Annotated in this window: 26 protein-coding genes and 1 pseudogene; 4 read left to right on the top strand and 23 right to left on the bottom strand. The window is 49.1% G+C overall.

Annotation, left to right across the window (positions count from 1 at the left end; all coding sequences use genetic code 11):
• Positions 1 to 6: 6 nt before the first annotated feature.
• From E0698_RS23485 to E0698_RS27535, 5 genes and pseudogenes are all read right to left on the bottom strand, one after another.
• A complete protein-coding gene (locus E0698_RS23485; protein WP_192513068.1) occupies positions 7 to 201 on the bottom strand; it encodes a hypothetical protein in 195 nt (64 codons plus the stop codon).
• Positions 202 to 261: 60 nt separating this feature from the next.
• Positions 262 to 408, bottom strand: coding sequence for a hypothetical protein (locus E0698_RS23480; RefSeq protein WP_192513067.1), 147 nt, complete (start codon positions 406 to 408; stop codon positions 262 to 264).
• Positions 409 to 410: 2 nt separating this feature from the next.
• The gene (locus E0698_RS23475; RefSeq protein WP_192513066.1) at positions 411 to 584 is read right to left on the bottom strand and encodes a hypothetical protein; all 174 of its coding nucleotides are present in this window, start codon (positions 582 to 584) and stop codon (positions 411 to 413) included.
• A 10-nt stretch (positions 585 to 594) separates the two neighbouring features.
• A complete protein-coding gene (locus E0698_RS23470; RefSeq protein ID WP_192513065.1) occupies positions 595 to 750 on the bottom strand; it encodes a hypothetical protein in 156 nt (51 codons plus the stop codon).
• A 2-nt stretch (positions 751 to 752) separates the two neighbouring features.
• Positions 753 to 863: pseudogene (locus E0698_RS27535) on the bottom strand (hypothetical protein); the annotation flags it as partial.
• Between the two features lie 93 nt (positions 864 to 956).
• On the opposite strand from E0698_RS27535, the gene E0698_RS23465 reads away from it, so the two are divergent.
• Together E0698_RS23465 and E0698_RS23460 are read left to right on the top strand one after the other, a co-directional pair.
• Positions 957 to 2,105, top strand: a complete 1,149-nt coding sequence (locus E0698_RS23465) for a spore germination protein (RefSeq protein WP_238354116.1) — start codon at positions 957 to 959, stop codon at positions 2,103 to 2,105.
• Positions 2,089 to 2,490, top strand: a complete 402-nt coding sequence (locus tag E0698_RS23460; protein WP_238354115.1) for a Ger(x)C family spore germination C-terminal domain-containing protein — start codon at positions 2,089 to 2,091, stop codon at positions 2,488 to 2,490. Before E0698_RS23465 ends, E0698_RS23460 begins: the two co-directional genes overlap by 17 nt.
• Before the next feature lie 15 nt (positions 2,491 to 2,505).
• On the opposite strand, the gene E0698_RS23455 is transcribed toward E0698_RS23460, so the two are convergent.
• Positions 2,506 to 5,022, bottom strand: coding sequence for a transglycosylase domain-containing protein (locus tag E0698_RS23455; protein WP_192513064.1), 2,517 nt, complete (start codon positions 5,020 to 5,022; stop codon positions 2,506 to 2,508).
• 216 nt (positions 5,023 to 5,238) lie between these two features.
• Here E0698_RS23455 and E0698_RS23450 point away from each other — a divergent pair, with 216 nt between their 5' ends.
• Positions 5,239 to 6,507 carry a DNA polymerase IV gene (locus E0698_RS23450; RefSeq protein WP_192513063.1) on the top strand — a complete coding sequence of 423 codons (1,269 nt, stop codon included), beginning with the start codon at positions 5,239 to 5,241 and terminating at the stop codon, positions 6,505 to 6,507.
• Positions 6,508 to 6,708: 201 nt separating this feature from the next.
• Here the strand turns inward: E0698_RS23450 and E0698_RS23445 are convergent, their stop codons facing one another.
• The 4 genes from E0698_RS23445 to E0698_RS23430 all read right to left on the bottom strand — a co-directional run bounded on the left by E0698_RS23445 (position 6,709) and on the right by E0698_RS23430 (position 11,861).
• A complete protein-coding gene (locus E0698_RS23445) occupies positions 6,709 to 6,996 on the bottom strand; it encodes a stage VI sporulation protein F (RefSeq protein ID WP_014282284.1) in 288 nt (95 codons plus the stop codon).
• Positions 6,997 to 7,107: 111 nt separating this feature from the next.
• Positions 7,108 to 9,156, bottom strand: a complete 2,049-nt coding sequence (gene recG / locus E0698_RS23440; RefSeq protein WP_192513076.1) for an ATP-dependent DNA helicase RecG — start codon at positions 9,154 to 9,156, stop codon at positions 7,108 to 7,110.
• A gap of 1 nt (position 9,157) precedes the next feature.
• Complete coding sequence (locus E0698_RS23435) at positions 9,158 to 10,027, bottom strand: DegV family protein (RefSeq protein ID WP_134913651.1); 870 nt, start codon at positions 10,025 to 10,027, stop codon at positions 9,158 to 9,160.
• 49 nt (positions 10,028 to 10,076) lie between these two features.
• Positions 10,077 to 11,861, bottom strand: coding sequence for a DAK2 domain-containing protein (locus E0698_RS23430; RefSeq protein ID WP_192513062.1), 1,785 nt, complete (start codon positions 11,859 to 11,861; stop codon positions 10,077 to 10,079).
• Between the two features lie 511 nt (positions 11,862 to 12,372).
• Here E0698_RS23430 and rpmB point away from each other — a divergent pair.
• Entirely contained in the window at positions 12,373 to 12,561 is a 189-nt protein-coding gene (rpmB, locus tag E0698_RS23425; RefSeq protein WP_014282288.1) for a 50S ribosomal protein L28, read from the top strand.
• A gap of 71 nt (positions 12,562 to 12,632) precedes the next feature.
• Here the strand turns inward: rpmB and E0698_RS27375 are convergent, their stop codons facing one another.
• The 13 genes from E0698_RS27375 to coaBC all read right to left on the bottom strand — a co-directional run bounded on the left by E0698_RS27375 (position 12,633) and on the right by coaBC (position 26,163).
• Positions 12,633 to 12,764, bottom strand: a complete 132-nt coding sequence (locus tag E0698_RS27375) for a hypothetical protein (RefSeq protein ID WP_262384577.1) — start codon at positions 12,762 to 12,764, stop codon at positions 12,633 to 12,635.
• Between the two features lie 23 nt (positions 12,765 to 12,787).
• The gene (spoVM, locus tag E0698_RS23420; RefSeq protein ID WP_014282289.1) at positions 12,788 to 12,868 is read right to left on the bottom strand and encodes a stage V sporulation protein SpoVM; all 81 of its coding nucleotides are present in this window, start codon (positions 12,866 to 12,868) and stop codon (positions 12,788 to 12,790) included.
• A gap of 142 nt (positions 12,869 to 13,010) precedes the next feature.
• The gene (locus tag E0698_RS23415; protein ID WP_134913648.1) at positions 13,011 to 13,262 is read right to left on the bottom strand and encodes a hypothetical protein; all 252 of its coding nucleotides are present in this window, start codon (positions 13,260 to 13,262) and stop codon (positions 13,011 to 13,013) included.
• Positions 13,259 to 13,930 carry a ribulose-phosphate 3-epimerase gene (rpe, locus tag E0698_RS23410; RefSeq protein WP_134913646.1) on the bottom strand — a complete coding sequence of 224 codons (672 nt, stop codon included), beginning with the start codon at positions 13,928 to 13,930 and terminating at the stop codon, positions 13,259 to 13,261. The genes E0698_RS23415 and rpe overlap by 4 nt, the downstream gene beginning before the upstream one ends.
• Positions 13,931 to 13,934: 4 nt before the next feature.
• Positions 13,935 to 14,852 carry a ribosome small subunit-dependent GTPase A gene (gene rsgA / locus E0698_RS23405; RefSeq protein ID WP_192513061.1) on the bottom strand — a complete coding sequence of 306 codons (918 nt, stop codon included), beginning with the start codon at positions 14,850 to 14,852 and terminating at the stop codon, positions 13,935 to 13,937.
• Positions 14,853 to 14,927: 75 nt separating this feature from the next.
• Entirely contained in the window at positions 14,928 to 17,213 is a 2,286-nt protein-coding gene (gene pknB, locus E0698_RS23400; protein WP_192513060.1) for a Stk1 family PASTA domain-containing Ser/Thr kinase, read from the bottom strand.
• On the bottom strand, positions 17,210 to 17,986 hold the full coding sequence (locus E0698_RS23395) for a Stp1/IreP family PP2C-type Ser/Thr phosphatase (RefSeq protein WP_134913639.1): 777 nt from the start codon (positions 17,984 to 17,986) through the stop codon (positions 17,210 to 17,212). The genes pknB and E0698_RS23395 overlap by 4 nt, the downstream gene beginning before the upstream one ends.
• 6 nt (positions 17,987 to 17,992) lie before the next feature.
• Entirely contained in the window at positions 17,993 to 19,033 is a 1,041-nt protein-coding gene (gene rlmN, locus E0698_RS23390; protein WP_025684218.1) for a 23S rRNA (adenine(2503)-C(2))-methyltransferase RlmN, read from the bottom strand.
• Between the two features lie 189 nt (positions 19,034 to 19,222).
• A complete protein-coding gene (rsmB, locus tag E0698_RS23385) occupies positions 19,223 to 20,638 on the bottom strand; it encodes a 16S rRNA (cytosine(967)-C(5))-methyltransferase RsmB (protein ID WP_192513075.1) in 1,416 nt (471 codons plus the stop codon).
• The gene (fmt, locus tag E0698_RS23380; RefSeq protein WP_192513059.1) at positions 20,635 to 21,594 is read right to left on the bottom strand and encodes a methionyl-tRNA formyltransferase; all 960 of its coding nucleotides are present in this window, start codon (positions 21,592 to 21,594) and stop codon (positions 20,635 to 20,637) included. Before fmt ends, rsmB begins: the two co-directional genes overlap by 4 nt.
• A gap of 6 nt (positions 21,595 to 21,600) precedes the next feature.
• Positions 21,601 to 22,098, bottom strand: a complete 498-nt coding sequence (gene def / locus E0698_RS23375) for a peptide deformylase (RefSeq protein ID WP_134913636.1) — start codon at positions 22,096 to 22,098, stop codon at positions 21,601 to 21,603.
• A 130-nt stretch (positions 22,099 to 22,228) separates the two neighbouring features.
• Positions 22,229 to 24,850, bottom strand: coding sequence for a primosomal protein N' (gene priA, locus E0698_RS23370; RefSeq protein ID WP_192513058.1), 2,622 nt, complete (start codon positions 24,848 to 24,850; stop codon positions 22,229 to 22,231).
• Entirely contained in the window at positions 24,850 to 26,163 is a 1,314-nt protein-coding gene (gene coaBC / locus E0698_RS23365) for a bifunctional phosphopantothenoylcysteine decarboxylase/phosphopantothenate--cysteine ligase CoaBC (protein WP_192513057.1), read from the bottom strand. The genes priA and coaBC overlap by 1 nt, the downstream gene beginning before the upstream one ends.
• Positions 26,164 to 26,216 lie beyond the last annotated feature (53 nt).

Genomic DNA, 26,216 nt, shown 5'->3' with positions numbered 1-26,216 from the left:
TCTCATTTAAAATCCTTGTACGATGCGTTTTCCGCGTACCGTTGCTTGTGCGAGCACCTCTTTCTCGTCTCTTGTTAGCAACTGTCTTCCGCGCATGAGCACACACCCATTCACAATTGTCGTATTGACATCCGCGCCGCTTGCGCTATAAGCAAGCAGTGACTCTATCTGGTGTATTGGCTGTAAATGCGGCTTTTGCATATCTATCAGAATGATATCCGCCTTTCCCCACCTCAAGTGTGCCGGTTTTGTGCTCAAAGTTTAAAGCTTGGCTACATTGACTGTAGCCATTTGCAGGGCCTGCGCAGCAGTAAGAGCAACTGGATTGCCAGTGCTTAGCTTTTGCAGCCATGCCGCTGCCTTGATGCAGTCGCCCTGTAATATGCCAGGAAGCCGCAAAATATCCATGTCTATCGAACCAATCCAGCATGCGGGAGCGTTCTGCACAATATACTGGCAGCTCGGATTCCTCCTTTCCTGGCGCGGACACCTTTTCCCAGCTCCCGCTGACGCTTCAAACCTCCGGCCAACTGAAACATCTCTTCCCACTCCAGCTCGCTGTCATGTCTCAAACGTTCGATCATTTGGTCGGCTTTAGCCTGTGTTTATGATCCATCCACGCCGTGAACATACAGAACGTTGCAACTCCAGCGCATAAAGTACCTCATTCCTTCTCCCTTGATCCAATCGGTCCAGTACGGATTTGACTTCCTCTACTGACATACCGAATTCACGTAGCGTCATAATCATCCTCAGGCGAATGGCTTCACGCTCTGTAAAATAACGCTATCCATTATCGGGTGCTTAACAGGAGCAATCATCCCTTTTTCCTCATAGAATCGTATCGTGCGTGCAGATATATGTAATTGAGTCTCTCGTTTTCAGCCTATTCTATTATAAAACATTCACGTTACGTGAGGTGAAGATGATGCGGGATATGAATAGAGCGCCAGATCATGGATAAATCCAATCCATTTGGCACACATTATGCATATCTCATTCCAAAAGAAGGTGTTTTCTTGACTGGACATAACGCAGCTCACTTTGAATTGAACAAGAATATTTCCTTTATCGAGCAAGCTCTTTTTTATACGGATGATTTAAAAAAACAGGCTATTTCTGTTGACTGCAAAGATGGCATTCTTCTCTATATAGACTCACTCGTGGATCAGGAGATCATTCAGACACACATTCTGGCCACATTGTATAAGAAAACCGATTCTGGCTCTCATCAAATGTTTACCACCCTGAACAGCCAAAAGGACACCGACCTCCGAAATGCCGCTGATTCGCTTATTGAGGGATACTCCATTTTAATGGTGGATGGCGCAGAAGAATTTTATATCCTTTCCTCCGAAAAAACATACGCCCGTAGTACGGATGAGCCGGAGAACGAGGGGATTATCCGCGGACCGCACAATGGATTTATTGAGCAGCTGTCCGTCAATCTGAATCTTATTCGCAAACAAATCATCAGCACATCGCTGATTGTGCGCTACTTTTATGTCGGATCTAAAACCCGGACCAAAGTTGCTATCATGTATATGCAAGACTTGGCCAATCCTGAGCTAGTGGAGGAAGTGGAAAAAAGAATAAAAGCCATCTCCTCCGATCTGGTACTGCCTCCCGGTTTTATTCAGGAATTCACGGAGGACAATCCCTTTTCCCTGTTCCCTCAGCAACTCAGCACAGAACGTCCAGATCGGGTAGCAGCTAATTTAATGGAAGGACGAGTAACTATTTTGGCCGAAGGCAGCCCTACTACTGCCTTAATCGTTCCCGTCTCCTTTTTTGCATTTTATCAAAGCCCGGATGATTATAACGGTCGCTGGATTATTAGTTCCTTTCTGAGAATGATCCGAATGATGAGCTTTCTGATCGCTTTTACATTGCCCGCCGTTTATATTGCAACGATTGCCTTTCACTCAGCCATTCTACCGCTAGAGCTCGCACATACGATCAAAAAATCGTTGGAAAATGTTCCATTTCCCGCCATTGTGGAGGCGATGTTGCTTGAAGTGATCTTTGAGGTGCTACGGGAAGCCGGGATGCGTCTGCCCAGCCGAGTGGGCCAAACAATAGGCATCGTTGGGACCTGCCAGTGATTTGCAAAACTTTATTACCTATCAGGCTCATATTCAGAACATCAAACGCCAGCTTATAGTGAAAGTTGGACGCGATGGTCAAATTGATGTGTATCTCAACCTGAAGCTCCCTGTCGATGTTGTTGAATACGCGCGGGATCATCTTCAGGATAAGGATAATGTGATGCGCCTGAACCGTCAGCTTTCCGAAATCATGACCCAGGATGCGGAGGAAATTATCCGTACGCTTCAAAAAAGAGGTTGTGATGCCTTTGGCATCGGCAGACAATTGATTGCCCATCACCCGACCATGTGGAAGAGTCTGGAGTGGAATAAAGAGTACCCTAATGTTCGTTTTCACCCACAGATCACCGTCAATATTGTCGGGAACGGCATTCTGAATTAGGCCGCTCCCTTTGGTTCAGTTTTTCGGCTGATCGGGTGTTTCGGTATGAATAGTTTCGCTTGGTTTATTTTCTGGAGCTTCCTTCTGGGTTTCTGGCTCAGAAGGAGGCTCCTGCTTATTTTCAACAGATGGTTGCGAACCATCTGTTGGTGGCACATCATTAATCTCACCATTCGTATCTATTTCTGTCCCCGGATCAGAAGGTACTGTTTCTTCTGGTAGAATCTCCTTCTGATCCGTTGCAGGTTCTTGTTTCTCTGGAGCTGCTTTATCCTTCGCATCCGGTTTGGACGGCACGACAGGTGTGGATGAACGTGGTCGTTGTTCCCTCCCGACTTCCGTTGGCACGTATTTTTGGTTAAACCAGTCTGTCACGAGTTGACCGGATTGACGGGAATAACTTCCCGGTAGCTTACCTGTAAGACTGGAGACCGTAACTTTTACAACACCTTCCGGCTGTGTAAAATGCTTATTTTTGAAAAGCTGGGGCTGATCCTTGACCGCTTCGTTCATGATAAGCGCCCACACCGATTGTGCTCTGGAGTGCCCTTCTTGAGATAGGGTGTTAACCTGTTGACGGTAACCTGCCCAGACGCCGAGTGTAACATCCGGGGTATAGCCCATGAACCACACATCGCCAAAGTTTTGTGTCGTACCGGTCTTACCGGCAATGTCAATGGCACCGTAGCTTTTAAAAGCATTTTGTATACGTTTGCCTGTACCCCTCGGGTCCGATATAACCGTTTTGAGCATATCTGTCATTAAAAACGCGGTTTGCTGGGAATACACACGCTTCGCCTGCGGTTTAAATTCATAAACGATCTTGCCATCGGCATCCGTAATTTTACTGATCAAATGGGGTTCATTGTATACGCCCATATTAGGAATCGTGCCGTATGCCGCTGTCAGTTCCTTGACAGATACCCCCTTGCTGAGCCCACCCAGAACGCCTGTCTGAGCATGTTCATCCTGCGGCTGAATCGTCGTAATCCCAAGGGAACGTACAAAGTTCCAGGCGTTTGGTATTTTAACTTCATACAAAAACAGTCTCAGCGCAGGAATGTTAATCGACCGATTGAGTGCTTCACGGGCTGTCATCAACCCTTCATACCGTCTGTTATAATTTTTAGGGATATGATAGCCTTTACGTCCGTCTTTTAATATAATTTGCGAATCATCAATAAGCCCAGCAGGCTGAGTATAGCCTTTTTCCAAAGCAGGCAAATAAGCTGCAATTGGCTTCATAGCTGAACCCGGCTGACGCGTCATCTGGGTTGCATAGTTCATTTGCTCAGTATTAAAGTCCCTGCCCTCGATCATACCGAGTATAGCCCCCGTTTTATGATCAATCATGATGGCAGCAATCTGCTCCAGTTCTTTCTGCTTACTGTATGGAGAAAAGTTTTGCGGATTGGCAGCAATCTGCCGCATATCGTTATAAACTTTCTTATTTATCGTTGTATAAATCCGATAACCGGACCGTTGCAGTTCTTCTCGTATATTTTGAAGAAGTTCCGCATGCTCGGGCTTGGAAATCTCGGCTGTCGTAAGATCCGGATTTTGCTGGAGCGCCAACAACCGGGCGGCCTCCCGCTCTGTCTCCAGCATCAAATAAGGGAATGTATTGTAGCTTTTCTCCCGATGTGGTGCAAGAGTAGCTTTAATATCAAATTGAAGTGCCTCGTTATATTCTGTTAATGTGATTTTACCTGTTGCCAGCATCCTTCCCAGCACGACACGCTGGCGCTCCAAAGCTTTGTTGAAGCCTTCTTCATCAAATTTCCCTTTACCGTCAAAAGCCGAATAAACAGATGGCAATTGTGGAAGACCCGCCAAATAAGCCGCCTGAGCAATATGAAGCTTATGTAGATCACTTACATTAAAAATCCCTAACGAAGCCGACTTGATCCCGTACAAATTGTAACCTGCGGAGCCATTGCCAAACGGCATTTTGTTTAGGTATGCCGTTAATATTTTGTCCTTGCCCATAAAGCGTTCCATACGCAGTGCCAGCAGCATTTCCTTTACCTTACGGCTGTCCGTCTTATCCAGACTGAGGAAAACTCGCCGGGCTACCTGCTGTGTCAGTGTACTTCCGCCTGTTTGGCGATTTTCGTTCAGAAGCTTTTGTTTGACGGCGCGAGCCGTCCCTTTTAGATCAACCCCCTGATGCTCATAAAATTGGCTGTCTTCCGTTGAAATGAGGGCATCTACAATGGATTGGGGAACATCCTTCAGATCCACGAGCTGCCGATCCTCCTCCATACGCATTCGTCCAACCGGGGTTACCTGGTCATTAAAAAATACAAAGCTGGTCAGAGCGTTCTCATTTACCTTTTCATATATCAACTGACGTGATCGTACAGGTTCATCATGAACCAGCGCTGCCACATAACCGGATATAAGACCTCCGGCAAATAAGACCCCAAGTACGCCCGCAAGCGAGAACCACTTGATATTAATCAGCAAAACTCTGCCAAAAATACGCCACCTGCTGCGTTTTTGAGATGATGGTCGACGTTTTGGGTTCATAAAAATGGTTTTCTCCCCTCAATATGCATTCATTTCCACATGTTTTCGTTCAAGATAATATGATACGCCATGTTAGGTTTTACGTAAACAATAACGTTCCAGAAAATACAATTGGATTAAGAACACTTGTTCTGTATATAATACTACTATATGACTTTACATTCAAGAATATTTTGGAAAGACGATCAGCAGACATCTGGAAAGGAGATTGCAACATTGAACGAACGCGGAAAAAAAACTATATTTTTAGCAGATTGCCAAAGCTTTTATACCAGCATTGAGAAGGCCGACAATCCCGAATATCAACATAAACCGCTAGTCGTTGCTGGTGACCCTTCGCTGCGTTCAGGCATTATCCTAGCTGCGTGTCCGCTGGCTAAAAAATACGGTATATCTACAGCAGAACGTCTGGGAGAAGCGATAAGAAAATGTCCTGACCTTACCATTGTACGCCCGCGCATGCAGCATTATATCGACGTCTCATTAAAAATAACAGAAATTTATAACGAGTATACAGATTTGGTTGAGGTTTTCAGTATTGATGAGCAGTTTCTGGACGTAACCGGAAGCCTCTCCCTGTTCGGAGATCCGGTGAGCATCGCAAGTGAAATTCAACAAAAAGTAATGTCACAAACAGGGGTATGGATTCGTATCGGTATCAGTTCCAATAAAATGCTCGCTAAAATGGCGACAGATATATGGGCCAAGAAGAATGAAAGCGGCATTTTTGTCCTTCCTCCATCCGACATTGCAGCGTTGCTATGGTCTCAGCCGGTTCGCAGTATGTTCGGTATTGGCTCGCGCATGGAACGGCATTTGGAGAGGCTTGGATTGCATAGCATTGGAGACATCGCACGTACTCCCTTACCCCGGCTTCAGGACAAATTCCGGTCTCATTTCGGCAAGAAGTCAGATATTCAGGCAGAAGTTTTATGGCGAACTGCTAACGGTCTGGATCACAGTCCGGTCAAGCCGGAAACATTGGATACGCCCCCAAAATCCATCGGTCATATGATGACCCTGCCCCGGGATTATGTCCAGCCTGCAGAGGTGGAGACTATCCTGCTTGAGTTGACAGAAGAGGTATGCCGGGACTCCCGTCGCAAAGGATATATCGGCTCAGTTGTGACCGTCCATTGCATATGCAGTCCGCACGAGGCACCGACCGGGTTTTCCCGCCAGATGAAGCTGCACGATCCTACAAACCGTACCGAAAAGATATATGAAACCGTGAAAAAAATATTTTATACCTTTTGGAACCATATGCCCGTGAAGCGTGCGGGTGTCACTTTAAGCGGCTTGATGGATGATCAGCTGTACCAGCTTGACTTTTTTGAAGATCAGGAGCGATCCCGGGCTTTGGAAAAAGTAACAGACACTTTAAAGGATCGATATGGTCAGGCGATCATCATGCGTGCATCGTCGTTAACAAACGCGGGGCAGGCTCTGGAGCGATCCGTCAAAATTGGCGGTCATTACAAATAAAATCTCTCTATTAACACCCAGTCTATTACCCGGGGAATTAAATACGAGCGAAGGCTACGGAATATACTATACTGAACAGAAAACAAGCGGGAAATAGAGGAACAAGCAAAAAAGGACCGCCTGACATCAGGCAATCCTTTTCCAGCTTGGATGAGCATCGAGCATTCAGAGAGAATTTAGAGACATCCAACGTATGTCCGGTTAACGAAACATCCCCCACAGCTTGATCAGATGAAACGTGTTCGACGGGTCGATTTTTTGCGCCAGCACGAAGGCCGTCAATTGTTCTTCCTGTGCAGCCGTCAGCCGCTCGTTCAAAATAGCGGAAGTGGACTTCACAAGTTGACGTACCTTGGCTTTGTTTTGCAGGTCCGCCTTGGTCACGCCTTCGATCTGCTGCTTAACCCGCTCCTTAAGCGCACGATTTTTCATTTTCAACTTAATCCGCTCCACCAGTTGCGGACTGATTCCATATTGCTGATAGCTCAATGTTACCGCACCTCCCATATCATTCGGTCATTCCCAAATATATGTCGGCCAGCCTGTCCATTGTGCCTATCTGTTTAAAACTATAAAAACAGCCTTATAATTCAAGGTGTATTAGTCGATAAGATCACCCTGGAAAATCTGCTCTTTTTGCAAATAGCCACGCAATGCTTCATACTGCGGAGATGTCCAAAAGGACGAGTCCGCGATCAGAGCAGTCGCATCTTCACGGGCCTTCTCCAGCACCTCAAAATCCGCTACCATATCTGCTAACCGAAACTCGGGCAGCCCACTTTGCTTGGTACCGAAAAAGTCACCCGGCCCCCTCAAATCCAAGTCACGTCTAGCCACCTCAAAACCATCGTCCGTATCGGTCATAACCTTCATCCGCTCCTGGCCCACCTCAGACTTGGGATCAGCGACCAGCACACAGTACGAGGCATGTGCGCCCCGTCCGACACGTCCACGCAGCTGATGCAACTGGGACAAGCCAAAGCGGTCCGCATCCATAATGATCATTAGCGTCGCATTCGGCACGTCTACGCCCACCTCTACAACTGTCGTTGAAATGAGTAACTGGATTTCATTGGCATAGAAGGAACGCATAACCTCTTCCTTTTCTGCAGGAGTCATTCGCCCATGCAGCAGACCGACGCGGTAACGTGGAAAAGCCTGTTGCATTTGAATATGCAGATCGATGGCATTCTGTACATCCAGCTTCTCAGACTCCTCAATCAACGGGCAGATCAGATAAGCCTGCCGTCCCTGATCCACCTCACGGGAAATAAATCCGAGCACACGATCCATCAGATCATGCTTTACCCAATACGTAGAAATCGGAATACGTCCCTTTGGCCGCTCTGACAACGTAGAGACATCCATATCGCCAAAAGCGGTGATCGCCAGCGTACGCGGAATCGGCGTTGCCGTCATCGTAAGAACGTCGGGATTATAGCCCTTGCGACGCAATATACTACGCTGATTGACACCAAATCTGTGCTGCTCATCCGTTACAACAAGCCCAAGCTGGCGAAAATACACATCTTCCTGAATAAGGGCATGCGTGCCCACCACAATATCCAGCAGACCCATCTGGAGCGAAGCCAGCAGTTCCTTACGCTTCTTCCCGGTCGTACTGCCCGTCAACAACCCCACACTAATCTCAAACGGTTCAAATAACTTGTGAAGCGACCGCATATGCTGTTCAGCCAAAATTTCCGTTGGCACCATCAGCGCCCCCTGAAAACCGGAACGCACCGTAGCAAACAAACCGATGGCGGCAACAACGGTTTTACCTGACCCAACATCCCCTTGAAGCAGACGGTTCATACAATAAGGCGAACGCAGGTCATGCAGTATTTCAAGCTCCACTTTCTTCTGAGCATCCGTCAGCTCAAACGGCAAGGCCCTCACAAATTCGCGAACCGTGGCATTATCCACCGTATGTACAACCCCATCTGCCCGGCCGCGGTTCAACGCACGGAATGCCTGCATTTTCAACTGAAATAAAAACAGCTCTTCATACACCATCCGGCGGCGGGCCTCTTGTCCCTCTCGATTGTCCTGAGGCTGGTGTATACCTGCAATAGCCTGCTTACGCGGCATTATACTGTATTTACGTACAAGCGACTCCGGTAAAATTTCGGGAATCATTTCACCAAACTGCTGGAGTGTCTGGTTCATCGTCTTGCGCATCCAGGTCTGCGTAATCTTGCCGCCTACGGAATACACAGGCTGAAGCGTCCCCGAACGAGCGACTCCTTTATCGGGAAACTCGGAATCCGAAACGGTCATCTGCATCCGCTTCAGATCCCATTTGCCAGTCACGACAATTTCACGGCCTGACGTTAGCTGCTCCTTCAAAAAATGACGATTGAACCATGTCGCTGTAAACATCCAATCCTCGGCCATCAATTTACAAGTCAACCTTGATTTGCGCCCGTAACGCTGAAGCACCGGAATGCCCATAATTTTAGCCTGCACCGTAATTTTATCTCCGTCCTTCACTTCGCTCAGCGAACGCAGACGGTAATCCTCATATCGGAACGGATAGTATTCCAGCATGTCCTGCACGTTAGAAATGCCAAAAGCGTGAAGCTCTCCTTCTTTGAGAGCACTCACGCCGTGTATTTGTTTCAAAGGTATTTGATCCAGTTGTAACATATTACCTCTCATCTCCGGCCGGCCATGCAAAAATGGCAATCGTTCCCGGTCCCACATGGGTTCCGATCACGGCGCCAACTTCCGTATATATTCGATCTCCCAGCTCAAAGTGTTCTGCCAATTGTGCCTCGAACGCTTCTGCTGCCGAACGGTCTGCCGTATGGCCTACAGCAATATTAATTTTTTGGCCCTTTAAATCCCGCTCCAGCAATTCAATGATTCGTGCTGTCGCTTTTTTATGTCCTCTTGCCTTGTCTGCCGAATAAATGATACCTTCCTTGTCCATAGAGAGAATCGGCTTAATATTGAGCAGGGTGCCAATCATGGCTGCTGCTTTGCCGATACGCCCCCCTTTTTGCAAGTATTCCAGCGTATCCACCAGAAAATACAAGCAAAGACGTTCCTGACGATGCTCTAAAGCTTGAACGATATCAGCCGGGGAATGCCCGGAAGCCGCCAGCTCTGCCGCATAGACCACAAGCATACCATATCCGTACGAGGCCAATTTGGAATCTAGCACGGTTATTCTGTCTTCATGCTTCTCCAGCATGGATTTACCCAGCAGAGCGGACTGATACGTTCCACTCACGCCGGAAGACAAATGGATGGAAACGATCTGGCTCTCGGGATGTTGCTCCAACAGCGTCGTAAATGTCTCCAAAAAGCGGGCTGGTGAAGGCTGTGACGTCGTAGGTAGCTCATCAGCCCGTACCAATTCGCTGTAAAATTGCGCGGCAGACATCTCAATGCCGTCAAGGTAAGTCGTGTTTCCAAACATCACCGTCAGCGGCACAATGACTATCCCGAGACGGTCTACCAGTTCCTGTGGAATATCAGCCGTGCTATCGGTCACAATGATGGTGTTACTCATCGGTTAGACCTCCTTTTGTGGTGAGCTTCTATGGACGCTCTACAGCCCATCAAGTTTCCACCGAAAACAGGTAAGGATAAATCGGCTGACCGCCTTCATGAACTTCCACTTCAGCATCCGAATAATTTTCTTCAAGCCATGCAACGAGCTGCTCTGTATCTTCTTGCTTCGCATCCGAACCTGTGAGAATCGTAACAATCTCATCGCCATTCACCAACATTTTGATCAGCAAAAGACGAGCCGTTGCGATTAATTGTTCTTCAGTCGCTACAATTTTGGAATCCTGAATACCGATATAATGGCCAGCCGTAATGTGCAGGTCATCAAGCGTCGTATCCCGTACTGCATAGGTTACCTGCCCTGATTTCACGCGGCTGGCCGCGTCCCGCATGCTGTCCTGATTGGCCTCAAAGGCTTCTTCCTCCTGAAAAGCGAATGCTGCAGCAATACCCTGAGGAATCGTTTTGCTCGGAATAACCGACACCAAGCGCTCCATCTCCAGCAGTTCACGGGCCTGCTCTGCCGCCAGAATAATATTGGAATTATTCGGCAGGATAAAAATGTGCTGCGCCGCAATCGACCGAGCCGCATTAACAAAGTCTTCCGTACTCGGATTCATAGTCTGACCACCGGAAAGGACAACATCCACACCTAAGCTTCTGAAAATATCAGCAATCCCTTCGCCTGAAGCCACTGCTATGAAACCATAGGGTGCCAGCTCATGAGCCGGTGGCTCAGAAGGCTCCTCCTCACGTGCAGGCTCTGCCGGTATTTCAGCAAACCACTCAGGCTCAGGAGCGCCATCCATACCCGCAGACAACAAATCACGATGCTGCTCGCGCATATTCAGAATACGGATCTGTGTAATTTCCCCGTAACATAGCGCCAGATTCAACACTTCGCCCGGAGCCTTGGAATGAACATGAACCTTAATAACATCATCGTCAGAAATAACAATGATAGAGTCTCCATCCACAGATAACGCTAACCGGAAGGCTTCCTCATCAAAGTCCGTACCTTGGGCTTCTCCCAATTGTCGATTAATAAAAAATTCCATATCATATAAAAATTCAATATTTTCCGTTTCAAGCTTCGCCTGCGCCGAAATCGGTGCATCCGGTGAAGGAGCAATCGCTTGCGCCGTCGGTCTCTCGGATACATGAGGAGCATAAGCAGTGCGTACATTCTCCCCTTTTACAATTGGAGCTGTCACCAAACCGCTTCCAAGATGCTGCATGAACCCTTCATAAATATACACAAGTCCTTGTCCACCCGAGTCCACAACCCCTACTTGCTTCAGTACCGGAAGCATGTCCTGCGTCATGGCAAGCGTTTCCTTCGCTTTGGCAAGCACTTCTTCCATCAGTTCAGTAATGTCATTTGTCCGGCGTGAGAAAAACACAGCATGCTTGGCCGCTTCCTTCGCCACGGTAAGAATTGTACCCTCCACCGGCTTAACCACCGCCTTGTAGGCCGCATCCACCCCGCTCTGCAATGCCGATGCGAACTGAAGGGTATTCAATTCCTCGTATGGGGCAGCGTAACGGCTGAAGCCACGGAACAACTGAGACAGGATAACCCCTGAATTGCCGCGGGCTCCCATCAGCAAACCTTTGGATAATATGCCGGACATGACACCGATGGAGGAAGAATCCCCCCTCTTTAATTCTGTTACGCCCGCGCTCATCGTCAAATTCATGTTAGTTCCTGTGTCACCGTCCGGCACCGGAAATACATTAAGTGAATTGACGTGTTCCGCATGCTGCTGTAATTGTTCCGCCCCGGCTAAAACCATTGCGGTAAAATCTGTTCCATTCAAAGAACGATTACTCAAGAGAATTCCCCTTCCTAGCTTAATACACTTGTTTTGCCATCAACCTTCCGCATCGTCATGTTCATCTGTGCGGACAGGTTCAATTGAATTATACTAAAGCCAGACGACGAATACGAATGTCACACTTTCGTAAGCTTATCGTACCCACGGCCTGGTCGGCCTTCCACAGGTCTATATATGAAAAACCAGTCAACCACCCGACACTGAAACATCGGCTGGAATGATAAATATGGTTCCGCCTCTGATCTGTCCGGCATGACTGGAATAAGAATTCACATTCCAACTATTACAAGAATATTCACAGCAATAGCTATCCCATATTGTACTATAATGCGTAATAGAAATAAATAAAGTTTTTGAATCGGTTGACGGAGCTTTTTTGACTATGATATTATATATAAGTATTGTTTTGTTCAGGTTAGTGACTTACAAAGTCCGACTGACCCAGTCGGCCTGAAGAGCGACCCGTTCCATACGGAACTTGGTTATTTTCAGAATAGGAGGTGGAATCATGTCTCGTAAATGTTCTGTAACAGGCAAAAAGCCTGGCACCGGTAACCACGTATCTCACGCTAACAACCGTAATCGCCGTACTTGGGGCGTCAACGTACAGAAAGTTCGTATTCTCGTTAACGGTAAACCGAAACGCGTTTATGTCAGCACTCGTGCATTGAAGGCCGGTAAAGTAACTCGCGTGTAGTCGCAAAAAAATAACGTTATAAACAAAAGGCACCTCGTTTTAAACGGGTGCTTTTTTGGTTATTCAAAATGTTACATCCATCTGGTCCATGATGTCAAAATGTCAGGCATCTTCCCGCGCGTTCCTGCCGTTTGCTGTCGAGCTACCTGTCTGTCGCTGTGCCCGGGAAGCATGCCCTGTGTACCTTGCTCTTCATTTTGCATCCTGTGTGTACGTTACGTGCAATTCAGCTTTTCTGGAATGTATTCAGAATGGCTTTGACGAATCCACCCAGAAATCTTGGTAGCTTGATTGTATAAAACTTCATGCTTCACCCTCCCCATCATCCTCGTGCATCCGTTCTCTGTAGTTTATGCAACCTGTCAAGGGTTGTTGCCATACAAAAAAAGGCTACATGAGAATCCCGCTCATGTAACCATATTTATGCACATCTATCCCATGCTATACCATTAGACAAGTCCACGAACATACAGATATGCTGAGAGTATGAAAATAAATAGGATATAATAAAGCACGCTGCTTATTACAAAGCCGATACGCAAACCGCGCCGTTCATTTTTACGAAAATAAAACAGCACAATCAGAACGGCAACGAGTGAAAGAAGGGCATTCCAAGGAGATTTCACCAGTGAGAAGCAACTTAGGATCACACCTGTCACCATACTCGCTACCGTCATCCACAGCGCTTCGGTCAGCTTCACTTGGACGAATGATGAGCTGCACTGTCCCGAATAGCCGCAATAGCCGCTCCGCGGTCCGCTCTGCCGAATACCGCACTACCAGCCACCAGAACATCAGCCCCTGCTTCAAATACGGCTGGTGCCGTCTCCTCTGCAATGCCTCCGTCTACCTCAATATGTACATCCGGACGGCCGATTTCATTCAACCATGTGCGAATCTGTCTGATTTTATCCAACGTCTCCGGAATAAAAGACTGACCCCCAAATCCAGGGTTAACTGTCATAACCAGAATCATATCTACATTGGGCAGCACTTCCTTGATCGCATATGGAGAAGTGCCCGGATTGAGGGCCACACCCGCAAGAGCACCTTGCTGCTTGATCAAATGGATGACCCCGTGCAGATGAACACAAGCCTCGGCATGAACAGTGACGATATTAGCTCCTGCCTTCACAAAATCGCCAATGTAACGTTCAGGATGCTCAATCATCAGATGAACGTCCAGAGGAAGGCTCGTATGAGGACGAATAGCCTGAACAATAGGAGGCCCTAATGTAATGTTGGATACAAAATGACCATCCATGACATCCACATGAATCCAGTCTGCTCCCCCTGCTTCAGCTTCCGCAACTTCACTGCCCAAACGGGCAAAATCAGCGGATAAAATCGACGGTGCTATTTTTAACATATGCTCAGTACCTCCGCTTTTTTTCTTTTAACTCCTGATAGAAATGCAAATAGTTATCATATCGGCCCTGCGAAATATGTCCTTCTGCCAAGGCCTCTCTCACTTTACAGCCAGGTTCGTGAATATGGGTACAACCCCGGAATTTGCATCCTTCTGCATACGACTGGAATTCACGGAAACATGGAGATAACTCATCCACACCCAGCTCCAGGAAATCCAGTTGGCTGAAACCCGGTGTATCTGCTACAAAACCGCCATTGTCGAGTGGAATTAATTCTACATGACGAGTCGTATGCCGTCCCCGCCCCAGCTTATTGCTAATGGCGCTCGTCTCCAGCGTTAGGCCGGGTTCCAGCGCATTAAGCATAGAAGACTTCCCTACACCTGACTGTCCGGAAAACACACTGATTTGACCAGCCAACAGCTTCTTAAGCTCAGCCGTACCTTCCCCGGTACGAGCACTGGTCACCAGCACCTCATAACCAATCTTCCGGTACATTTCCTGAACAGCCAAAACCGTCTCATCCTCCGAAGGACTGCCCTCATACAAATCGCGCTTTGTCAGACAGATAATCGTATCCAGCCCGGCGTGCTCAATATGCACCAAAAATTTGTCCAGCAACGGCAGATTTAAATCCGGCTCACGTAGGGAAAACAACAGTACAGCAAGCGTAGTGTTAGCCACTGGCGGGCGAATGAGCTCCGTCGTGCGCTTCCGAATCTCATTAACCATACCTTCCCCGTTTTCAGTCAGTTCATAAACGACCCGGTCGCCGACAAGCGGCGTAATCTCTTTTTTCTTAAATATTCCGCGTGCTCTGCATTGCACCGTAGCTTCGCCGGATACCGGCCGCCCATTCTGATCCAGACTGGAGACATAATAATATCCGCTGAGCGCCTTGACGATCAGACCTTCAGGCATGTGTAAGCCGTCCTCCTTTAAGTGTTTAGGGATAGTGAAAACGAATAACGGGTATTGCACTGACCTCCGGCATGATTATTGATGCTTTACAGCCTCAATGACTTCACCCTTTTTTTTGTGGAGGTCCTTTCCCTTACCTGGATGGTTTGTGTATTTAACAGCAAACTCACCACTTGTTACGCTTGTAGAACCCGTTTGGGGGGCAAGAGCGGACGGTTCACCATTACCTTCGGTGCCATCCTGATTGATCGAGTCCCCCCCGTTATTACCACTATCATTTGAAGTATCCCCGCTATTCCCTTGTTCGCCGCTTCCACTGCCATTCTGTGGAGAAGTACCTTCTGGCGTATCCGTGGGTGTAGTTCCAGCAGGCGGAGCGATTTGAGGCATCGTCACCGTTCCATTCTTCGCGTCAATATAAGAAACGGGATACGTATCGACAAATTGTCCATCTTTATATACAGAGACAACACTGTCCTTGTTCGGAGCCAGCAACAGATTAATAGTGAACACTTGTGTCGTATTAATCGTACGGCTTCCCCATTCCTGGTTTTCTCCACGTGCATCCGTATAAGTGATACGAATCTTGCTGTTTTTACCCTCTTCCTTCGGCGCAACTGGCACATTAAATGGCAGTGTAATCGCTTCTGGAGGATAACCAGTGCTTACATAAAACGTAATTTCCGTATTTGGAGGCAAATCACTGCCAGCCTCTGACGGCCACTGCTTGGTTACTTTGCCTTTTTCCTGCTCATAGCTGAATTCCTCTTTGACCGAGCCAACCTTCAATCCAGCACTTTTGACCTCATTTTCCGCTTCTTTCTGCGTCTTGCCCACCAGATTTGGCATTTTCACGGTAGCAGCCCCCTTGCTGACCGTCAGCACCACCTGTACCGTATCTTTATCAAAGGACTCATTCGCCGCTGGTGTCTGACTTAGGACGGTTCCCACCGCCTGATCACTGAACTGCTCATTCCGCTGAATCTGTGTCTCCTTGATCTGCTGGGAGGTCAACAGCTTGACAGCAGCATCATAGCTCTGCCCTTTGACATCCGGCATCGGAGTCAGCGGCTTGGCAACCCCGACTTTCAGTTCAATTTCTGTTCCCTTCTTAACCACAGATTCCTGTGGATAGCTCTGATAGAAAACAACTCCGGGTGCAACCCCGTCCTTATATTCATGCTTAATTGGGTCCTTAACGGTCAACCCGGACTGACTGATCAACAACTTGGCCTGGTCCTCGGTCTTGGTCAACACATTCGGCACTACAACGTCAGGGACGACGAGCAAATTTTGCACATAGTACACTACGCCACCCATGCAAAGAAGCAACACGAGCACCAGCGTTATCCACAAGATCGGCTTCTTTTTACTTTTTTTAGCCGTTTGCTTGCTCTGAAGCTTTTCAGAATCGCCGGATTGGGCAGGCTCGTCGTCTCCACTGGAGGACATTCCCATTTGCTGAGGCTTAATAGCCGGAATAACCCGCGTTTGATCCTCGTCATCCAAATGTGTAAATTCCAGTTTGGATTCATTACGGCGTCCCGGCAACAGGCATGTCTCCAAGTCTTTTAGCATTTCATCCGCAGATTGATAACGTTCCTCCGGATTTTTGCGCATGGATTTTAAAATGACGTTTTCCACACTTTGCGGAATCAGTGGATTAATTTTGCGCGGTTCCTCAAATTCCTCTTGCAGATGCTTGAGCGCTACACTGATCGGACTTTCTCCCAGAAAAGGAAGTTGCGCCGTCAGCATTTGGTATAAGACAATCCCTAGAGAATATAAGTCCGATTTCTCGCCGGTGACGACTCCCTTCGCATGCTCGGGTGAAAAGTAATGGACAGAGCCCACCACAGAGCCTGTCTGGGTAATCGTCGTTGACGTGACAGCTCTGGCAATCCCAAAATCGGTTACCTTGACCCGTCCATTGCGCCCGATCAATATATTATGCGGTTTAATGTCCCGGTGAATAATCTGATTTTGGTGAGCGTGCTCCAGTGCATCACAAATTTGAGAAGCAATCCGTACCGCTTCATCCACTTGCAGCGGGGCACGTTCCTTAATAATTTCGTTCAGATTTTTTCCTTCCACGCACTCCATTACAATATAATGGATTTCATCCTCTTGGCCGACATCATAAATACTGACCACATTCGGATGGGAAAGCGAGGCCGCAGACTGTGCCTCACGCCGAAACCGGCGAATAAATTCATCATCATGGACAAATTGCTGACGCAGCACCTTGACCGCCACATTACGATTCAGCAGAATGTCTTGAGCCTTGTACACCAGCGCCATACCGCCGCCGCCGATGCGCTCAATAATTTCGTATCTTCCCCCAAGCAGGTGCCCGATCATGCGTCACACCCCTTTTCACTCAATGAAACTGTGTCATCGGGCAATTCAAACAAAGCTACCGTGATGTTGTCGTCGCCTCCGGCAAGCAGCGCCAGATGCAGCAGACGATCCGCTCGTTCCTCCAGAGGGTTCTCGGCGGCACCTACTACTTTACTAATTTGCTCCTCCGTCACCAGATTACTCAGCCCGTCGCTGCACAGTAACAGCACATCGCCTTTTTCCAGAGAAATGGAGTCAATATCCACTTGCACCTCGGAATCAGTGCCCAGCGCCCGTGTTAACACATTGCGACGGGGATGGTTCTCCCGCTCTTCCTTGCTGATCTGACCGTTTTTGAATAACTCATTGACCAGTGTGTGATCTTCCGTAATTTGACGTACCACTCCGTTAGAAATCACATAGGCACGGCTGTCCCCGATATGTCCGATAATCCCGGAGGCATCGTTTAGCAAAACGGCTACAACCGTTGTCCCCATATTATGATACTTGTCATCGTGGGCAGCCGTTTGGAAGATGACTTCATTAGCATGCAAAATAGCGTCGCTAAGCGCCGCTGTCAAAGAGTGCGCGGATAACCCGCTTTCCAGCGTCGCCAAATCAGCGGCAAGTGTTTCTACCGCGAGGCGGCTGGCCGTATCACCGGCCAAATGCCCGCCCATGCCATCGGCAACAATTCCCAGAATATATCCCTGCTCCAAGTGCCTGATCCAGGCAGAATCCTCATTCACCGAACGTACACGTCCGACGTGGCTGACATGAACTGTTTTGATCAAATGGTCTCACCCCAACTCCATATGCTTTGCACGCAACTGGCCGCACGCAGCGGCGATATCATGACCCTGTTCACGCCGGATCGTCACATTGACGCCTTTCTCGGCAAGAATGCGCTGGAAATTGAAAATATCGCTGCGCGATGTGCGCACATACTTGCGCTCAGGCACATGGTTAACCGGAATCAGGTTGACGTGGCACAGCATGTCCTTCAGCACGTCCGCCAGTTCTTCGGCATGTTCCGCCTGATCATTCACTCCGCCAATCAAGGCATATTCAAACGAAATTCTCCGGCCTGTTTTAGCAAGATAGTAACGAAGCGATTCCATAACATCCTGAAAAGGATAACGCCGGTTTACAGGCATCAGCTTCGAACGAAGCGCATCATTAGGCGCATGAATGGATATTGCCAGATTAATCTGGGTATCCTCGTCCGCGAATTTGTAAATATTCGGCACGATACCACTGGTCGATACCGTGATGTGACGCTGACCAATATTCAGACCCTTTTCATGAATCATCGTACGTAAAAATGTCATGGTCGCTTCATAATTTTCAAAAGGCTCACCCGAGCCCATAATCACGATGCTGCTCACACGCTCATTCGTCTTATCCAAAATTTTCTGTGCCTGAACGACCTGCGCGGTAATTTCACCGGCGGTCAGGTTACGTTTGAGTCCCCCAAGCGTCGAAGCGCAGAATGTGCAGCCGATTCGGCAGCCCACTTGAGTCGTTACACAAATACTGTTTCCGTAATTGTGTCTCATAATAACTGTCTCGATAGCATGATCATCATGCAGACCAAACAGGAATTTTACCGTACCGTCCTTCGACTCCAGCTTTGTAATTTCATGAAGCGTCACAAAGCTGAACTGGTCCTCAAGCTTCTCTCTCAGCGACTTGGACAAATTCGTCATCTCACTGAAATCATTGACCCGCTTCACATACAGCCAATCAAAAATTTGTCCTCCGCGAAAAGCAGGCTCACCATTGCGCTTGGCCCAGTCCTGCAACTCCTCCAGAGTTAAATCATATATAAAAGGTTTCATCAATGTTTGCACCCGTTCCTTCTTCATTAAGTTCTGTTTAATTCTCACAGACAGTGTTTTTCATTCTTCCTATTTTAGCACAAATCCCTGAGAGGGTAAAAATTTTTCGTCCCAATGCAAAAACCGCCGGATGATATCCGGCGGAATGTGGAAATGTTGGTGGTTGGCTGCCTGCGGGATTCTTACGAACTACTTCACCCGACGCAGACGCGCGATATAAAATCCGTCGCTGTGAAAATGCTGCGGCAACAGCTGTACCGAGCCTGGCTGAGCATGGTCCATGCCGTCAGCTACGTCTGGGAAGGAATGTCCTTCTGCCAGCTCATACTCGGGATGCTCACTTAAAAAGCGAGTGATTTGTCCCTCATTTTCATCCGGTTCAATTGTGCATGTACTGTACACCAGAATACCGCCCGGCTTCAAAAGCTCAGCTACGCTGTCCAGTAGCTCATGCTGGAGCTGCGTGATGTCGCGGACATCCTGTGGAGTTTTACTCCAGCGCAAATCAGGCTTGCGGCGGATCACTCCAAAACCGGAGCATGGCGCGTCGAGCAAGACGCGGTCAAATGACGCCGGAGCATAACGAGTTTTCAACTCAAGTGCGTCCCCGGTGACCGTTTCCACGGCATCCAGCCCTAGCCGATCTACCTGTTCCTGGATTAGCCGATGTTTGTGAGCATGCAGATCGTTGGCGATAATCCGGCCCTGATCCTTCATTAACTCAGCCATATGAGCTGTTTTGCCGCCCGGAGCAGCGCAGCAATCCAGTACCAGCATATCCGGCTCAGGCGCAACCGCCTCGGCGACGAGCATGGAGCTTTCGTCCTGCACGGACAGCAAACCGTCTGTATACCAGGAAGTGAGCGCCATATTTCCGCCGCTGCGAACGACAATTCCGTAAGGGCTAACCGCCGATGGAACAGCATCCACCCCTTTCGCAATCATCTCGTTCAAGAGTTGATCACGACTGGCCATTGTCGTGTTCACCCGCACGCTGACCGCAGGTGGCTCATTATTAGCGCGGCAGATGGCTTCCGCAATATCCACACCGTATTGCTTGATCCAGCGCTTAACCAGCCACTGTGGATGGGAATGCTCCAATGCAATCCGTTCCTCGGCTGACAGCCCGTCAGGAATGCGAAGCTTGTCCGGCTCACGCAGCATACTGCGCAGCACGCCGTTGACCATACCCGAAATCCCTTGGTGTCCACGCCGCTTGGCAATGGTAACTGCTTCACTAACGACTGCATGATCCGGGATACGATCCAGATATACGATCTGGTACACACTCATTCGCAGCAACGAACGTACCCAAGCCTGAAGCTTGGCCGTTCCTTTCTGAACAAACTTGTTCAAAAAATAATCCAGCGTATTCCGGCGTGCAACTGTACCGTATACAAGTTCCGTCGCCAAGCCAGCGTCACTCGCGGACAAACCTGCCTGTTGAAGTCGGCGGTTCAGCTCAAGGTTACTGTATGCACCCTCCTGCTCAACCCCTGTCAGTACGTCCAGTGCAACTTCCCTAGCCGTCTGGTTACGAGTCTTGCCTGCTCTGGCACCAGCCTCCCTGCCTTGGCCTCCCTGACGGGAGTGACCGCCGCTCACCCGAGCACCGTGCCCGGCTTCATCTGGCCGCCACGCGCAAAGTTCCCGGCTTCCATAACCTTCTTGCCTGCCGGCTGCACCTGTGTCAGCCATAGGGTACCATTGCCCGTCTGTACTTCAATGCCACGGGCAGTCAATTGCAGAACTGTCCCGGGTGCCGGAGCATTTGCACCATCTGCATCACTAAGGATGGAAGGATGCTCAGCCGCCCATATTTTAAAAACATTTTCTTCCCACAGCGTAAATGCACCGGAAAACGGGACCAGCCCGCGAATCCGGTTGTATATTTGCTGCGCACTATCATTCCAAGGAATACGCTCATCGTCGCGGTTCAGGTTCGGGGCATAGGTTGCCTCATCATCGTTTTGCGGTGTACGACCCGATTTCCCTGCCAGCAGCTTGGGCAGCTCATCCTGTAAAAGCTTCGAACCAGCTATGCTCAGCTTCTCAAAAATCGTACCGGATGTATCCTCCGGTTCAATAGCAACCTCAACCCGCGATATCATATCGCCGGTATCCAGTCCTTCCGCCATATACATCAGTGTCACGCCCGTAACGGTTTCGCCGTTAATAATGGCACGCTGAATTGGCGCCCCTCCCCGATAACGGGGAAGCAGCGAACCATGCACATTCAGGCAGCCGAAACGGGGCAAGTCCAATACGGATTTAGGCAAAATCTGCCCATAGGCCGCTGTCACGATCAGATCAGGACGCAGCTCCGCCACCTGAGCCACCGCTTCCGGCTGGCGTAAGCGGATCGGTTGAAGCACGGGCAACCCACGCTTCTCCGCTGCTTCCTTGACTGGCGTAGACGTCAATATTTTTTTTCGTCCCTGCGGCTTATCCGGCTGCGTAATGACACCGACTACGTTGTAGCCATTGTCCAGCAGCATGTTCAACGAAGGCACAGCGAAATCCGGCGTGCCCATAAAGACGATACGAATGTCTTGGCTCATCGAACCTCACTCTCCCGTCTGATGGTTCGGTCCCGGCTGTTCCGGAGCAACCTCATATACTTTTTCCGCAATATCCGTGAACAAAACTCCGTTCAAATGGTCAATTTCATGTTGAAAAGCACGAGAAAGCAATCCGGTCGCTGTCACTGTAATCGCCTTACCATCGCGATCCAGCCCTTTGACAGTAACCTTCTCGGCACGACGCACATCACCATTTAAGCCAGGAATGCTCAAACAGCCCTCCGCACCAAATTGCTCGCCTTCTTCGGACACAATTTCAGGATTAATCATTTTAATTAAACCGTGCTCATCTCCAGCATCCACAACGATTAGTCGCTTCAAAATACCTACCTGCGGAGCAGCAAGACCCACTCCCTCCGCTTCATACATGGTATCTGCCATATCGTCGAGCAGCTTTTGCACGTTAGGTGTGATTTTAGTAACTTCCTTTGCTACTTTGTGCAACACATCATCCGGTTCCAACACTATAATTCTAATTGACATGACAATAGAACACCTTCCTCTTTATCCTTCATTTAAGCTTCGTCGTATTCACAACAAGCGCGACTGCTACATTATCCTATGTACGGACGGCTTGTCCGCATTAACTGTGCCGAAAACTTTTACGCATACGCTACATAAGCATTTGCGGATCGACATCCAGACTGATCAGCAGCTTTTGGGCCTGTGCGGATTCCGCCATTTCATCAGCCACCTGCTGAGCCAGACCAATCGCATCTATATTTCCACGCCATTTTATCATACATTGAAATCGGTATCTATTCTTGATTCTCGAAATCGGTGAAGCTACAGGCCCCAAAATGTCAAGCACATCGGATGTAAGCCGATCCATATTGCCCAACCAGCCCCTTTGTCTTGCCCTCCCCTGTAGAGTGGCTGAATAGTTCTCAGCCAATCGAACCAGTACCGGGAGCTGTTCATGAGAAAAAGTCACCAAAATGAGTCGGCAATACGGTGGATAATGCAGATTACGGCGGTGTTTTAGCTCTTCCCTGACAAAAGAACCGTAGTCGTGCCGACTCGCGTGAATAACCGAATAATGCTCCGGCGTATAGGTTTGCACGAACACTTCCCCAGGCAATTGATGCCTCCCGGCGCGTCCGGCTACTTGTGTTAACAACTGAAATGTCTTTTCCGCAGCCCGAAAATCCGGTAAATTAAGCGCCGAATCCGCAGTAATGACACCTACCAGCGTCACATCGGGAAAATCCAGTCCTTTGGCAACCATTTGGGTGCCGAGCAGTACATCCGCTTTTTTATCACGAAATTGCTTGAGCAGCTTTTCATGGGCATTTTTCTCCGTCGTTGTATCGACGTCCATCCGCACGACACGTATACCGGGAAACAGCTTTGCCAGTTCCTCTTCCACTCGCTGAGTACCTGTGCCGAAGTAGCGAATATGCTCACTACCGCATTCCGGGCAGACCTGAGGCACGGGCTCGGAATAGCCGCAGTAATGGCAACGTAAATTATTCGAACGCTGATGATATGTGAGCGAAATATCGCAATGCGGGCAACCCGCCACATAGCCGCAGCTACGGCACATGACGAACGTGGAATGTCCGCGCCGATTCAGCAGCAATACTGTCTGTTCCTTACGCTCCAGCCGCTCTGCGATTCCGTTATGCAATGCGCGACTGAACATGGAACGGTTGCCAGCGCGCAGTTCCTCGCGCATATCCATGATATGCACCTCGGGTAATGAGTTCCCTAGTGCGCGAGTCGGCATCTCAAGCAGCAGCGGCGCAAACTCGTCATTGCTTTGCGAGCGGGCTGCATAATAGCTTTCCAGCGACGGCGTAGCTGAGCCGAGAATAACCACAGCCCCATGCTGATGGGCTCTGCGTACGGCCACGTCGCGCGCATGGTATTTGGGTGTCTCTTCCTGCTTATAGGAGGTTTCATGTTCCTCATCCATAATAATAAGACCCAGTTCACGAAAAGGCGCAAATACAGCCGAGCGGGCGCCAATCGCCACCTTCACACGACCCTCGCGTATTTTGCGCCACTCGTCGTAACGTTCGCCCCCGGACAGTCTGCTGTGCATCACCGCCACCTGATCGCCAAAGCGACCTTTAAAGCGCTCTACCATTTGTGGTGTTAACGATATTTCCGGAACCAGTACAATCGCCTGACGATTCTGCTCGATACAGCGCTGAATCGTCTGTAAATAAATTTCCGTCTTACCACTGCCCGTAACTCCATGGAGCAAATAAGCTCCTTGCTCGCGCGTATCCAACTGCCGAATGATCCGTTCATACACGTATTGCTGCTCTTCGGTGAGCGGCAATGGCTGCGTAGGTTTGAAGTTTCTACCCCGATAAGGATCGCGGAACACCTCTACATCCTCAAGCACCACATAGCCCTTATCCTCCAGCGCCTTGACCGTTGCGGCTGATACACTAAGCGAGGTCATGACTTCCTTCAGCGGCAGAGGCAGAAACTCGCTACGTTCCAGCAAAAAAGCAAGTACCTCCCGCTGACGCTGCGCTTTGGCCGAAAACTGTTCCAACACCGCTGATGCCACTTCTATGCTGATAGCCAAATCCACGGCTTTCATGGTCTTCTTGCCAAGCTTGTCTTTAATAACCTGACTCTCCTGAAGCACCCCCCTGCGCAACAGCGATTTAATAACCTCCGCTTCTTCGGGGAAACGGCGGCTTAGCTGCTGAAGCGGGACTTGCTCCTTCTCCTGAATAAAGCTGACAATCTGGCGTTCAGACGGGTCGCTCATGCCATCATCGGTAAGGAGAGCCCATTCGGGTTCTCCCCTCATATCCGGCCGCATGGTTCGACGTGTACCCGCTTCTGAACCGTAATTCAAAACGTCAGCAGCAGGCGAATGATCTGTGAACTCATGCTGCTCAGCGATAGAAATATAACGTTCGGCCTTGCCCTTTAACGCTGTAGGAATCATCACTTGCAGCGCCATAATCTGATTGCAGGCATAGCGTTCGCTCATCCATTTCCCCAGTTCTACCAGATCCGGAGACAAGGGCGGCACCAAATCCAGCAGCTCCTGTATCGCCCTCATCCGATATTTCGGCGGCTCCTCAGCAGGTACTACCGAGATGACAAAAGCCTGCACCGTCCGTTTGCCGAACGGCACTGCAACCCGGCTACCCGGCTCAATCCATGGCCGCATCGACTCCGGGATCAGATAATCGAAAGTACGATCCGTATCCTTGGCGGGCACATCTACAATAACCTTGGCAACTAAATTGCCCATTTCCATTAATGCAACACCCCGCCCATACGTCCAGCCGCTATCGCAAGCAGCTTACGCGCTACTTCTTCCTTCGACTGCACAGGAATACGTTCTACCATCCCGCCGCGGTCGTAAATTTGTACAGCATTCGTATCGACGCCAAAGCCTGCTCCATCAGCAGTTACATCGTTAGCTGCGAGAAGGTCACAATTTTTCCGTTCCAGCTTATCCATGGCATACGTCTCCAGATTCCCGGTTTCCGCAGCAAAGCCGATTAAAAATTGATGTTTCTTGCTCCGTCCGAGTGATTCCAGAATATCGACATTCTTCACTAACTCCAGCGTAAATGTACTATCTTTCTTTTTGATCTTGGTCTGTGCCGCCTCACGCGGTCGATAGTCTGCAACCGCAGCAGCCATCACGACCAAATCGCTATCTTCCCACTGTCTGAGCACAGCGCTATACATGTCGTCAGCGGACTGAACTCTTTCAATCGAAATGCCCACAGGAGGCTCTGCGCTTGTATTTGCAGCAATCAAGTGCACATCGGCACCCAACTCCTGAGCCACTTTTGCGATGGCAAAGCCCATTTTACCGGAAGAATCATTCGTTATATAACGTACCGGATCAATCCTCTCGATCGTGCCCCCAGCAGTTACAATCACTTTTTTGCCTGACAGCAGCCGTTCATCGCCATTCAGCAGCGAGCCTTGCGATAGTCCACCCGAATCCACAGCTTCTCCGCCAAACCAACGTGGCTCCGGCTTGTTGGTGACGCCCTTACTTTCCTGCTCTTGCTGTTCAAAATATCGTTCTACCGTTTGTACGATGGTTTCAGGCTCTTCCAGCCGCCCTTTGCCAACATAACCACAAGCCAGCAATCCTTCACCCGGCTCAATCATCATGACACCGCGGGATACGAGCGTCTCCATGTTTTGCATTACTGCGGGATGAGTGTACATATGCACGTTCATAGCAGGTGCTACCATTATAGGTGCTGTCGTAGCCAGTAACGTTGTGGACAGCATATCATCGGCAAGCCCATGCGCCATTTTACCGATGATATTCGCGGTTGCAGGAGCAACCAACACCAGATCCGCTTTGTCCGCCAAATGAATATGGGATACGACGGACGGTTCTCTTTCATCAAACGTGTCACTGTATACCGGATTACGAGAGAGCGACTGAAGCGTAAGCTCAGTAATAAACTCCTTCGCGGATGCCGTCATAATAACATGAACCTCGGCTCCCTTTTGCGTTAGCTTACTACACAGCGCAGCCCCTTTATAAGCTGCAATTCCGCCGGTAATACCAAGAATAATAACTTTCCCCTTCAACATCGTTAACTCCCCCTGACCGAAAAAAATAACAACCTTGCGGTTGTCAAAGGAAT

It is taken from the genome of Paenibacillus sp. 23TSA30-6, assembly GCF_014858585.1.
Classification (GTDB): domain Bacteria; phylum Bacillota; class Bacilli; order Paenibacillales; family Paenibacillaceae; genus Paenibacillus.
Note: the sequence above shows the minus strand (reverse complement) of the source record. Positions and strands in the feature narration are given on the sequence as shown.

Excerpts from the sequence above, each read along its gene's own strand:
- E0698_RS23485 (WP_192513068.1), bottom strand. The coding sequence starts at position 201 with ATGCAAAAGCCGCATTTACAGCCAATACACCAGATAGAGTCACTGCTT.
- rlmN (WP_025684218.1), bottom strand. The coding sequence starts at position 19,033 with ATGAAACCTTTTATATATGATTTAACTCTGGAGGAGTTGCAGGACTGG.
- coaBC (WP_192513057.1), bottom strand. The coding sequence starts at position 26,163 with ATGTTGAAGGGGAAAGTTATTATTCTTGGTATTACCGGCGGAATTGCA.
- E0698_RS23475 (WP_192513066.1), bottom strand. The coding sequence starts at position 584 with ATGATCGAACGTTTGAGACATGACAGCGAGCTGGAGTGGGAAGAGATG.
- fmt (WP_192513059.1), bottom strand. The coding sequence starts at position 21,594 with ATGAGCCAAGACATTCGTATCGTCTTTATGGGCACGCCGGATTTCGCT.
- E0698_RS23480 (WP_192513067.1), bottom strand. The coding sequence starts at position 408 with ATGGATATTTTGCGGCTTCCTGGCATATTACAGGGCGACTGCATCAAG.
- E0698_RS23455 (WP_192513064.1), bottom strand. The coding sequence starts at position 5,022 with ATGAACCCAAAACGTCGACCATCATCTCAAAAACGCAGCAGGTGGCGT.
- rpmB (WP_014282288.1), top strand. The coding sequence starts at position 12,373 with ATGTCTCGTAAATGTTCTGTAACAGGCAAAAAGCCTGGCACCGGTAAC.
- pknB (WP_192513060.1), bottom strand. The coding sequence starts at position 17,213 with ATGATCGGGCACCTGCTTGGGGGAAGATACGAAATTATTGAGCGCATC.
- E0698_RS23435 (WP_134913651.1), bottom strand. The coding sequence starts at position 10,027 with ATGAGTAACACCATCATTGTGACCGATAGCACGGCTGATATTCCACAG.
- rsgA (WP_192513061.1), bottom strand. The coding sequence starts at position 14,852 with ATGCCTGAAGGTCTGATCGTCAAGGCGCTCAGCGGATATTATTATGTC.
- E0698_RS23470 (WP_192513065.1), bottom strand. The coding sequence starts at position 750 with ATGATTATGACGCTACGTGAATTCGGTATGTCAGTAGAGGAAGTCAAA.
- rpe (WP_134913646.1), bottom strand. The coding sequence starts at position 13,930 with ATGTTAAAAATAGCACCGTCGATTTTATCCGCTGATTTTGCCCGTTTG.
- E0698_RS23465 (WP_238354116.1), top strand. The coding sequence starts at position 957 with ATGGATAAATCCAATCCATTTGGCACACATTATGCATATCTCATTCCA.
- recG (WP_192513076.1), bottom strand. The coding sequence starts at position 9,156 with ATGTTACAACTGGATCAAATACCTTTGAAACAAATACACGGCGTGAGT.
- E0698_RS27375 (WP_262384577.1), bottom strand. The coding sequence starts at position 12,764 with ATGCAAAATGAAGAGCAAGGTACACAGGGCATGCTTCCCGGGCACAGC.
- def (WP_134913636.1), bottom strand. The coding sequence starts at position 22,098 with ATGTCAATTAGAATTATAGTGTTGGAACCGGATGATGTGTTGCACAAA.
- priA (WP_192513058.1), bottom strand. The coding sequence starts at position 24,850 with ATGGAAATGGGCAATTTAGTTGCCAAGGTTATTGTAGATGTGCCCGCC.
- spoVM (WP_014282289.1), bottom strand. The coding sequence starts at position 12,868 with ATGAAGTTTTATACAATCAAGCTACCAAGATTTCTGGGTGGATTCGTC.